11 protein-coding genes are annotated in these 10,709 nt (G+C 66.4%); 7 read left to right on the top strand and 4 right to left on the bottom strand.

Features of this window, described 5'->3' with window-relative positions; genetic code table 11:
- Positions 1–8: 8 nt before the first annotated feature.
- On the top strand, positions 9–2,258 hold the full coding sequence (gene recD, locus HALO32_RS05380) for an exodeoxyribonuclease V subunit alpha (RefSeq protein WP_151443122.1): 2,250 nt from the start codon (positions 9–11) through the stop codon (positions 2,256–2,258).
- Between the two features lie 19 nt (positions 2,259–2,277).
- Here the strand turns inward: recD and HALO32_RS05375 are convergent, their stop codons facing one another.
- Together HALO32_RS05375 and HALO32_RS05370 are read right to left on the bottom strand one after the other, a co-directional pair.
- Positions 2,278–2,619 carry a DUF427 domain-containing protein gene (locus HALO32_RS05375; protein ID WP_151442751.1) on the bottom strand — a complete coding sequence of 114 codons (342 nt, stop codon included), beginning with the start codon at positions 2,617–2,619 and terminating at the stop codon, positions 2,278–2,280.
- A gap of 148 nt (positions 2,620–2,767) precedes the next feature.
- Positions 2,768–4,186 (bottom strand): sensor domain-containing diguanylate cyclase, encoded by a 1,419-nt coding sequence (locus HALO32_RS05370; RefSeq protein WP_192576444.1) that lies wholly within the window; start codon positions 4,184–4,186, stop codon positions 2,768–2,770.
- Positions 4,187–4,519: 333 nt separating this feature from the next.
- Between HALO32_RS05370 and HALO32_RS05365 the strand changes: the two genes are divergently transcribed.
- A complete protein-coding gene (locus HALO32_RS05365) occupies positions 4,520–4,810 on the top strand; it encodes a sll1863 family stress response protein (RefSeq protein ID WP_151442749.1) in 291 nt (96 codons plus the stop codon).
- A 59-nt stretch (positions 4,811–4,869) separates the two neighbouring features.
- Here HALO32_RS05365 and HALO32_RS05360 read toward each other — a convergent pair whose 3' ends face one another.
- Positions 4,870–5,565 (bottom strand): aspartate/glutamate racemase family protein, encoded by a 696-nt coding sequence (locus HALO32_RS05360; RefSeq protein WP_151442748.1) that lies wholly within the window; start codon positions 5,563–5,565, stop codon positions 4,870–4,872.
- Between the two features lie 269 nt (positions 5,566–5,834).
- Here HALO32_RS05360 and HALO32_RS05355 point away from each other — a divergent pair, with 269 nt between their 5' ends.
- Complete coding sequence (locus tag HALO32_RS05355) at positions 5,835–6,902, top strand: phytoene/squalene synthase family protein (RefSeq protein WP_151442747.1); 1,068 nt, start codon at positions 5,835–5,837, stop codon at positions 6,900–6,902.
- Between the two features lie 68 nt (positions 6,903–6,970).
- Here the strand turns inward: HALO32_RS05355 and HALO32_RS18090 are convergent, their stop codons facing one another.
- Positions 6,971–7,471, bottom strand: coding sequence for a YdcH family protein (locus tag HALO32_RS18090; RefSeq protein ID WP_225809766.1), 501 nt, complete (start codon positions 7,469–7,471; stop codon positions 6,971–6,973).
- Between the two features lie 2 nt (positions 7,472–7,473).
- Here HALO32_RS18090 and HALO32_RS05345 point away from each other — a divergent pair, with 2 nt between their 5' ends.
- The 4 genes from HALO32_RS05345 (at position 7,474) to HALO32_RS05330 (ending at position 10,658) form a co-directional block, all read left to right on the top strand.
- Positions 7,474–8,040 (top strand): TetR/AcrR family transcriptional regulator, encoded by a 567-nt coding sequence (locus HALO32_RS05345; protein WP_151442746.1) that lies wholly within the window; start codon positions 7,474–7,476, stop codon positions 8,038–8,040.
- Positions 8,037–9,215: an MFS transporter gene (locus HALO32_RS05340; RefSeq protein ID WP_151442745.1), complete on the top strand. Its 1,179-nt coding sequence runs from the start codon at positions 8,037–8,039 to the stop codon at positions 9,213–9,215. The genes HALO32_RS05345 and HALO32_RS05340 overlap by 4 nt, the downstream gene beginning before the upstream one ends.
- Positions 9,216–9,437: 222 nt before the next feature.
- The gene (locus tag HALO32_RS05335) at positions 9,438–9,770 is read left to right on the top strand and encodes an antibiotic biosynthesis monooxygenase family protein (protein ID WP_151442744.1); all 333 of its coding nucleotides are present in this window, start codon (positions 9,438–9,440) and stop codon (positions 9,768–9,770) included.
- Between the two features lie 33 nt (positions 9,771–9,803).
- On the top strand, positions 9,804–10,658 hold the full coding sequence (locus HALO32_RS05330) for a sirohydrochlorin chelatase (protein ID WP_151442743.1): 855 nt from the start codon (positions 9,804–9,806) through the stop codon (positions 10,656–10,658).
- Positions 10,659–10,709 lie beyond the last annotated feature (51 nt).

Below are 10,709 nucleotides of genomic sequence, written 5' to 3'. Positions count from 1 at the left end.
AAACCGCCATGAGTGACGACATCTCTACCGCCGAGGCCCTGCGGGAGGCCCAGGCGCTGTTCGCCCTGCTCGACCGCTGGGTGGCCCGCGGCTGGCTGCGCGCCCTGGACCGCGCCTTCGCCGCCTTCCTGGCCCGCGAGGTGCCCGACGCCCCTGCCCCGCTGCTGCTGGCCGCGGCACTGGCCAGCCACCAGCTCGGCCGCGGCCATGTCTGCCTGGACCTCGAACGCACCCTCGCCGAGCCGGATCTGGCGCTCTCGCTGCCCCCGGAAGGCGACAGCCTGGAGGACCCGCCGCCACGACCCAGCCAGCTGCTCGGCGAGCTAACGCTGGTCGACTGGCAGCAAGCGCTCACTCATCCGCTTGTCGTCGGCCACGGCCCGGGCAACACCCCGCTGGTGCTCGACGGCACCCGGCTCTACCTGCGCCGCTACTGGCAGCACGAACGCTCGATCCAGCAGCACATTGCTTCCAGACTGGACAAGGAACCCTGTAGGAGCGCAATTCATTGCGCGAATGGCGCCGACAGGCGCCCGGCGGAAGCCACCCACACCTCCGACCCCACCACCCTGGCGACCGCCCTCTCCGCCCTCTTCCCCACCAGCGACACCCTGGACTGGCAGAAGGCCGCCTGCGTCCTGGCCGCCCGCTCGCCCTTTGCGGTGATCACGGGCGGCCCCGGCACCGGCAAGACCACCACCGTGGTCAAGCTGCTCGCCCTGCTGCAGGCCCTGGCGCTGGGCGACGGCCGCCGCCCGCTGCGCATACGCCTGGCCGCCCCCACCGGCAAGGCCGCCGCGCGGCTCAACGAATCCATCGCCGGACAAGTCAGCTCGTTGCAACTGGATGGCCTGGCCCCACTGCTGGCTGCCTACGAGAAAGATGAGGGCAGCAACCCATTGTGGGAGCCCAATTTATTGGGCGATGGCAGTGTCAGCAGGCTCAGATCCGCCATCCCCACGAAGGTCACCACCCTGCACAGGCTTTTGGGTTCCAGGCCCGATACCCGCCACTTCCGCCACAACGCCCGCAACCTCCTGCCGCTGGACGTGCTGGTGGTGGACGAGGCCTCCATGGTCGACGTGGAGATGATGGCCGCCCTGCTCGATGCCCTGCCGCCCCGCGGACGCCTGGTGCTGCTGGGCGACAAGGACCAGCTCGCCTCGGTGGAAGCCGGCTCGGTGCTGGGCGACCTCTGCGCCCGGGCCGAGGGCGGCCACTACACGCCCGAGACTGCCGACTGGCTCACCCGCGCCACCGGCCAGGCGCTGCCCGCGGAGATGCTCGACGCCAAGGGTGCCCCGCTGGATCAGGCCATTGCCATGCTGCGGCACAGCCACCGCTTCGACGCCGAGAGCGGCATCGGCCAGCTGGCCGGCACGGTCAATCGAGACGCCCCGGGAAAGGAGAAACGCGCCGCGATCCGTGGCGTGCTCGAGCACGGCTATGCCGACCTCTCGCACCTCAAGCTCGAGACCGACCACGACCGCCGTCTGGAACGGCTGGTGGTCTCGGGCCACCACGAGGGATTTCCCCATGCCGGCGAGGGGCGGGTTCTGAAAGAGGGCCAGCCGCTACCGCCGCCGGTGGGCTATCGCCACTACCTGCAGGTGATGACAGCCGCCGCGCCGCAGGCGGTAACGGATGGCGAGATCGACCGCGAGGCCCTGGACGACTGGGCCCGCGCGGTGCTGGCCGCCCACGGCCAGTTCCAGCTGCTCTGTGCGCTGCGCCGCGGCCCCTGGGGCGTGGAGGGCCTGAACGAGCGCATCCGCGTCGCGCTGGAGAGGGAAGAGTTGATCGACACCGGCGACGGCCGCCGGCTCTGGTATCCCGGCCGCCCGGTGCTGGTGACGCGCAACGACTACGGGCTGGGGCTGATGAACGGCGATATCGGCATCACCCTCTCGCTGCCCCAGGCCATGGCCTCAACCGACGGCACCAACCGCGGCCCCGCACTGCGTGTGGCCTTCCCCGCCGGGGACGGCAGCGGCCAGATCCAGTGGGTGCTGCCCAGCCGCCTGCAGGCAGTGGAAACGGTCTTCGCCATGACGGTGCACAAGTCCCAGGGCTCGGAGTTCACCCACACCGCCCTGCTGCTCCCCGACGCCCCCAACCCGATCCTCACCCGGGAACTGGTCTATACCGGCATCACCCGCGCCCGCCACTGGCTCACCCTGGTCGAGACCGGGCGCGGCCAGCTCTTGGACGCCGTGGAGCGGCGCGTGATGCGGGTGAGTGGGTTGGGAAAGGTGTAGTGAAATCGGGGACAGACACTCATTTTCCTGACACTTCGACCCCACCATAAAACACTACCCACCCCTCGATATCCTTCAACTCCTCCAGCGGCTTCTCATAGCTCCACGCCACATCCTTGTGCTCACCAAAGGAGAAGTAGCTGGCATCGCCCTTGAACGGGCAGTGGGTCTCGGTCTCGGAGGGCGTCAGCAGGTCCATGCGCACGTCGTCGCGGGGAAGGTACTGGCGCGGCGGGTAGCCGCGTTCGCGCAGCTCGATGGCGCGGGTGGTGTCGGCAAGCAGGGTGCCGTCGATGACGACCTGCACGCGGCGGGAATGCGGGTGCAGGGTGATGCGGGGCTCTGAGGCGTCCGTGGCCATGGTGCCTTCCCTTGCGTTATGAACGGTGTCGTACTGACGTCGTGAGATTCAGCCTAGCAGCGAAGAATGCGTCGTCACGTGTATCAGACCAACGGACCGGCGCGGAATGATCCTGCCAGTAGGTGATCGGTCCCCGAGGCGGACAGCCCTAGTCGGTATCGAGATTCACGGCGCGGCGCTCGGCTGCCTCGCCATAGAAGAGCGCGCAGTTGCGACCGCCGTGCTTCGCCGCGTAGAGCGCCTGGTCGGCCTCGGCCATCAGCTGGTTCGGTGCCTGGCTGACATCGTCGCCCTGGCGGGCAACCCCGAGGCTGATCGACATCGCCACCTTCAGCGGCGGCTCGTCTTGCGACATTTCCACCAGGAAAGGCTCCGCGGCGATGCGTCGTCGCAGGCGCTCGGCCAGTGCCATGGCCTGGTCATCCCCCAAGCCGCCGACCAGGACGGCAAATTCCTCGCCGCCCAGACGCACCAGACCGTCATCCGGGCGAAGCTCGTGGCGAAGTCGACCCACCATCATTCGCAGCAGCGCATCGCCGACCAGATGACCATGGGTGTCGTTGATCTCCTTGAAATGGTCGATATCAAGGAGGATGAGGTGGCGGAGCCCGGTCACCGGGCCGATCGTCTCGAGATGCTCGTCCATGCCACGCCGGTTGAGGGCACCGGTCAGGGCGTCCAGCTGAGAGGCGGCGAGCGCCTGCTCTTCATCCTGCTTGCGCCGGCTGATATCGAGCACCAGTCCGGCGATAGCGACCGGCCGGCCCGACTCGTTGCACTGGATCTCGCCGATGATCTCGTGCCAGAGCCACGACCGGTCGGCCAGCCTCAGCCGCGCATCCAGGCGGAACTGGGCAGACTCGGCAGCGCGCCAAAGGTCCCTCAAACATGCCCGCAGCGCCGCGCGATCCTCGGAGTGTAGACGGGCGAGCAGGCGTCGCAAGGGCACCCGCGGATACGTCTCGGGGTAGCCCAATACCGTCTTGAGCGCCTGGGAACACCAGACCCGCCCGTTACGAAGGCTGATTTCCCAGACACCACAGTTGGCCACCTTGTGAAACAGTTCGATCTGGCGGGAGCGATGGTTGAGTTGGTAGCGGTAAAGGGCCGCCGCGATCAGCTGACCGGCGGCCTCGAGCAGGTCGAGACCCGGCCCTCGCCAACTGACGGGGCGCTCACAGTCATCGATGCCCAGGGTGCCCCACCAATGACCGTTGACGAAGATGGGCACCGTGGCCATGGACTGGATCGACTGGCCTGCGAGATCACGCCGAAACGGCCCTTCTGGCATAACCGGGATACAGAAATCATGAGACAACCCGGCCTGGCGCTCCTCGACCAGACGACGATAGACGGGATCCTCGACCGCTGCGGAAAAGAAGCGAAACCGGTTCTGGTTGAGCTGCCGATAGCGCTCCGATGACGCCCACTCGAAGACATAATCCTGGACCACGGCATCGGACTGCACTTCCAGAAGCTGGAAGATCCAGACACGACTCGCCCCGGTGACGGGGCCAATCTCCGCCAGTAACCGGTCGACGCCCTCCGCCCATTGATCGGCACTCATCAGGGAGCGGCCACCTCGGCTGAGCGCCGCCAGACAGTCCGCAGTATCGATCGGGACAGGAGCGGCCGAGGCCATCTCCGCAGGGCACGCTGGTGGACCTGACACGGTACAAGCATCCTGTACGTCAAGGAGGGCTTGACAGCTTCGCTGATCGCGGCCGGGATGCCAAGTCTGCCGGCCTGCGTCTATCACACATCCCGCGTCAGGGTGTCGTCTTCATTTTCAGTCGATCCGCCGGCGGGATATGCCACACTGATCATATCGCTATCTGCCGGCTCGCCGGCAGGCTATCTTCAAGGTTCCATGAATTGCAGAACGAGAAGGAGTGCCCCCATGAGCAACAAGGATGCCTACGAGCAGAAGCTGCAGGCCAAGCTGGAAGAGATGCAGGCCGAAGTCGACAAGCTGAAGGCCAAGGCGAATGAAGCAGAAGCCGATGCGCGTATCGAGCGGGAGGAGGAGATCGATCGGCTCGAGGCGAAGCGCGAGGAGATGCGCAAGAAGCTCGAGGAGTTGCGCCATTCCAGCGACGACGCCTGGGACGACATCAAGGCCGGAGCGGAGCGCGCCTGGGATTCCCTCAACGAGTCTTTCGAGAAGGCGCGTTCTCGCTTCAAGAAATGATCCTGCGGCGCGCCTGAACCTGAGCGTTACTCAGCCTCGGTAGTATGCCCCCCGTGCGGTCAGTCTCGCCCCAACGCCCGTCGCACCGCCTGTTCGGCATGGATAGAAGTGGTGTCGTAGAGCCTGACCTCGGTATCCCCCGCCTGAATCAGCAACCCGATCTCGGTACAGCCCAGGATGACTCCCTGGGCGCCTTGCTTGGCCAGGGCGTGCACCACCTCGAGGTAGGCGGCCCTGGATTCCGGGGTGATGACTCCCTGGCAGAGCTCCTGGTAGATGACGGCATGAATCACTTCCCGCTGCGCTTCATCGGGCACCAGTACCTCGATGCCGCGCGCCTCGAGCCTGTCGCGATAGAACGCCTGCTCCATCGTGAAGCGGGTCCCCAGTAGTCCCACGCGAGTCACGCCGTCATCCTCCAGCACGCTGGCCGTGGCATCCGCGATGTGCAGCAAAGGAACCGCTACCGCGCGCTCGAGCTGCGAGGCGACCTTGTGCATGGTGTTGGTACAGAGCACGAGGAAGTCTGCCCCGGCGGCTTCCAGCGCCAGGGCCGCCGCGCCGAGTATCCGGGCGGTGCCCTCCCAGTCGCCACGGTGCTGCAGGGTCTCGATCTCGGCGAAATCGACGCTGTAGAGCACCAGCCGGGCCGAGTGCAGGCCACCCAGTTGCTCTCTCACCTGCTGGTTGATGAGGCGGTAATAGGTCTGGGTGGACTCCCAGCTCATGCCGCCGATCAGCCCGATGGTCTGCATGGAGGTTCCCCGCTGGCCGTGAACATTTCGCTAGCTTGCCTCTCCAGGGGCGAGATGTCATCGCCCACGGGAACACCCGTTTGCTGGTGCTCACGGGACGATTTCCGTCAGAAATGGCCGATGAGGCATTAATCCTCTCGACCAGTCTCCCTAAAAGCTCCCGAAATCGGCGATAATGCCGGCATGAGTTATCGCATCCACACCGAATCGAATGGCCATGACGGCGCCACCGAAGCCGGGAAATTCCTGCTTGACGGGTGGTTGACGGCATGAAGCCGGCATCGCTCGCCCTCCAGGACCGGCTGCTGCCCGGCGTCTCCCGGACGTTCGCCCTGACCATTCCGCAATTGCCGGTGTCCCTGCGCCCGGCCATCACCAATGCCTATCTCCTGTGCCGAATTGCCGACACGGTGGAAGACAGCACCGAGATGGCGCCCGGCGAGAAGGACGCCCACTATCGGCGCCTGCTGGCAGGACTGGATAACGCCACCGCCGCCAACGATTTCTCCTCAGCGTTGCTCGGCACCGGCCTGGTGCAGGATCCGCTGGAATGCGAGCTGGTCGCCCAGACGCCCGGCGTGCTGCTCGCCTTCGGCGAACTGCCGGGTGCTCAACAGGCGGCACTGCGCGACTGCCTCACCACCATGTGCCATGGCATGGCCCGTTTCGAACGCCTGAAGAACCCGCATGGCCTGCCGGACAGTGGCTGCCTGCGCGACTACTGTTACGTGGTCGCCGGCTGTGTCGGGGAAATGCTGACCCGCCTGTTCGCCGATACCCATCCGCGAATTCGCGAACAGCAGGAGGAGCTGCACCACCTGTCCGTGGCCTTCGGTCAGGGGCTGCAGATGACCAATATCCTTAAGGACGTCTGGGATGACCGCCAGCGCGGGATATGCTGGCTACCGCGTGATGTCTTCGAGGCGCGTGGCATCGACCTGGAGCAGACAGATGACTGGCAGGATCACCGGGGCTATCGAGAAGGCATTCACTATCTGGTGGCCGTCGCCCATCATCACCTGAAGCTGGCGCAGGAATACACGCTGCGCATTCCGGCCTCAGAGATCGGCATTCGGCGTTTCTGCAGCTGGTCAATCGGCATGGCACTCGCCACGCTGCGAAAGATCACCGCCCATCCGGGCTATACCGCCGGCGAGCAGGTCAAGATCTCGCGCCGGCACCTGCGCCTGATCGTCGCCACGAGCAATCTCTCGATAGGCAGCGATACGCTGCTGCGTGGGGTGTTTCGGCTGGGAGGCCAGCGACTGCCCAGTGTCCCGGAACAGGACATCGGCCAGCTGCTGGCGGGGCACGTTTCGGGGAATTACCCCACTTGACCCGACGGCCCTGAGGGTTCGCTTTCGCGACGCGTATCAGCGCGCTCGCTGCGCGGCATCATGGAGACTCAGGCCGACTCGGGGCGCTCGAGGTACGCCGCGATGGTGTCCTTCAGCGCGAGGCGCTTCTTGCGGACATCTTCTTCGATGTGGGTGGCAACCGGCTCGATTTCCGTCTCCATGCGATGGACCTGCCGATTCAGCTCGTGATACTCCTCGGCCAGATTCGCGAAGTGCGCGTCAGACTGCTTGAGGTCGTGGATGCGTTCGGCATGCGCGGGAAACTCTTCAGCAAGTTCGTGCGGCGTATGGCTCATGGTGACTCCCGAGTTGATGATAGTAAGTGTGCAAATCAATACCGACCCTATCAGTAACCCTGACCTGTCGGCCAGTCGGTAGGTTATCCGCATGACCTCGTCGAGTCGCGCAGGCTGCCGTGCCGTCGCGGGCAGATACCGCGACAGGGGCAGGATGGTGCCCTTTCTTTCCGATTTCTCGCTTGACACCACCCGGCACTGCACATTTAAATGCGCCATCTTTAGATAGATCGGTCTATACAGGAAAATCATCGATGCCCGCCTCCAAGCGCGACCAGCTGCTTGCCACCGCCGAGCGCCTCTTCCACGAGCAGGGATTCCACGCCACCGGGATCGACCGCATCGTGGCGGCCGCGGGAGTGGTACGCATGACGCTCTATAACCACTTCGCTTCCAAGGAGGCCCTGGTGGCGGCTGTCCTGGCGGCCCGCCATGAGCGCTTCATCAGCAGCGTCGATGCGGCGGTGGCCTGCGCCTCGCCGGGCCAGGCAACGCTAGCCCTGGTGGAGGCGCATGGCGACTGGCTGGAACGCTACAGCCAGCATGGCTGCATCATGGCCAAGGCGATGGGGGAGTTCGCCGAGCACAACCCCGAGATCCATGCCCTGGCGGCGGCGGCCAAGACCGACCTGCTGGCACGCCTGGAGGCCGCCGTGGAACGCGATGGGTTGAGCCACCAGACCGGCCTGGCGCGAGCCGTCTTCCTGGTGCTGGAAGGCAGCAATACGGCGGTCGCCCTGCTGGGCGCGCAAACGGCCCTGGCCGACACTAGAGCGGTGGTCGACACCCTGCTCGCAACCGCCCGGAGCGACATCCGATGAAAACTCTCTCCCCTCTCGGCATGGCCGCCCTCGGAAGCGGGATAATTGCCATCACCTACGGGCTGGCCCGCTTCGTGTTCGGGCTCTTCCTGCCCGCGATGCGCGACGAGCTGATGATCACCCCCACCATGGCGGGGGTGATCGGCGCCCTGCCGTTCCTGAGCTTCGTGTTCGCCATCCTCGCCGCCACCTGGGTGACGCGCCATCTCGGGATTCGCCGCACGGGGGTCGCAGCCGCCGGCCTGGCCGGGATCGGGCTGGTGACGATCGCCCTGGCGCCGTCTTCGCTGGTGCTGGCCGCCGGCGTGCTGATCTGCGGGATCAGCACCGGGCTGTCGTCGCCGGTGATGGCGGAGACGGTTCACAAGGTCGTGCCGTTCGCCCTGCGCGGACGGGTCAACGCCACCATCAATGCGGGCACCAGCCTGGGGATCGCGATTGCCATGCCGGCGGTGCTGATCTGGGCGGAGGCCTGGCGCAGCGCCTATATCGGGTTCGCCGCCCTGGCGGTTCTGGGCACCCTGGCGGCCCTCTGTTACCTGCCCAAGGAAGACCGCGTCTCACCGGCGGGCCCCCGTCCGGTCGCCCTGCAGGCGAGCCGTGAGCAATGGCTCGGGATCGCGCGGCTGAGCGGCCTGGCCGTCGGCATGGGAGGGGTGAGTGCGGCCTACTGGGTATTTGCCCCCGATGCGGTGATCAATGCCGGGGGGCTCGCGCCGAGCCAGACCGCCTGGATGTGGCTGGCGGTCGGTCTCGGCGGGCTGTTGGGGGCAGGCGCCGGAGATCTCATCTCGCGCTTCGGACCGGCCGCCAGCCACGCTGCCGGTCTCGTGGTGACCTCCGCCAGCCTCGCGCTGCTGGCATTGGATCCCGGCAACTTCGCCCTCGCCCTGGTATCCGCGGCCCTGTTCGGCGCCGGTTACATGACCCTCAGCGGTTTCTACCTGGTCAGGAGCACCCAGATCATGACCGAGGCGCCCTCCTTCGCCCCGGTGCTGCCGCTGCTCGCCACCTCGGTTGGCCAGGTCGCCGGCTCGCCGCTGGCCGGCTGGCTGGTCGGGACAGAAGGCCATGTCACCGCCTTCATGCTCTTCGCCATCCTGGGACTCGCCGTTGCCGGGGTAGGGACATGGTTACTCAAGGAGCGAGGCGCTGCCGTCGTGGCACCCCTCTGAGCTCAATCTCATATCCGATAGAGGCGAGGGCGCTCTCGCCCTTCTACAACGAAAATGCCGGCGAGATCGACACGGTCGGGGGGGGCCCCCCCCCCCCCGGGGGGGGCCCCCCCCCCCCCCCCCGGGGGGGGCCCCGACTACGCGCCCCTGCTTGCCCCTCCCGGGGCAAGGTGTCATCGTCTGCCAGAAGTGATCATCCACCCGACCATGGGAGAGTATGCCTTGTTCATTGCCATGAACCGTTTCCGGGTCAATCCTGAGAGAGTCGAGGAGTTCGAACAGATCTGGCTGGAGCGGGAGACTCACTTGCAGGGCCTGCCCGGTTTTGTCGAGTTCCACATGCTGCGCGGCCCCGAGAAGGAGGATCATGTGCTCTACGCCTCCCACACCGTCTGGCGCTCGCGCGAGGATTTCGAGGCCTGGACGCACTCCGAGGCATTTCGGGCGGCGCACGCCAATGCCGGCCAGAGCAAGCGCGAGGGGCTCTACCTGGGCCCGCCGAGTTTCGAGGGCTTCGAGGTCATCCAGACGATCGGAGACACGAACAACACCTGAACCCCGCTGCCCCGCGCCAGCCAAGAGGCTTTCATGCGAAAGATCCTGCTCGTCGACAACGGCTCCCTGCGGCCCCAGGCCACGCTCAACCTGCGCCGCCTGGCCCGGGCCTTGAGCCAGACCACCGGCCACGAGGTCGAAGCCGCCTCCCTGCTGCACTCCTACAAGATCCCCGCGGAAGAGCTGGAGGGGCGCAAGGCGGTGTCGCTGGGGCCGCTGGCCGAACAGTTTGCGGCACAGGGCACGAACGAGCTGGTCATCCTGCCCTTCTTCTTCGGCCCCAGTCAGGCGTTGACCCGCTATTTGCCGGAGCGGCTGGCCCAAGTGCAGGCCCAATACCCGCAGTTGAGCATCAAGGTGGCGCTGCCACTGGTCGATACCCAGGCGCCGCTGGACCTGCGCCTGGCGCAGCTGCTGGCCGACAACGTCCGCGAGCGGATGGAGGGCCCCTCGCCGCCGAAGGTGGTGCTGGTCGATCACGGCAGTCCGATTCCCGAGGTCACGGCGGTGCGCAACTATCTGGCCGGCCAGCTCAGCGTGCTGCTCAGCGACGAGGCCAGCTGCGTCACCTTTGCTTCCATGGAGCGCCGCGAGGGCGAGGCCTACCGCTTCAACGAGCCGTTGCTGGTCGACCTGCTGGCCTCGCCGGCCATGGCCGACAGCGAGGTGATACTCGCCATGCTGTTCCTCTCTCCGGGACGCCACGCCGGTGAAGGCGGCGACATTGCGGAAATCTGCGAGCAGGCCATGGCGCAGTCGCCCGGCCTGCGCGTCACCACGACGCGCCTGGCGGGTGAACACGACGCCATCCTGGAGGTGCTCACGACGCGTCTGTCCGAGGGTCTGGTCGGCTCACCGCTGCTGCTGGACCTCCCGGGCAGCCACTGAGACCGCGAAGTCACTCAGCGAGAGTGCCGCCAACGGGCCGGCGTTCCAGGA

This window comes from Halomonas lysinitropha, from assembly GCF_902500215.1.
GTDB lineage: Bacteria > Pseudomonadota > Gammaproteobacteria > Pseudomonadales > Halomonadaceae > Halomonas > Halomonas lysinitropha.
The sequence above is the reverse complement of the archived record's forward strand: the minus strand, read 5'-3'. Positions and strand labels throughout refer to the sequence as shown.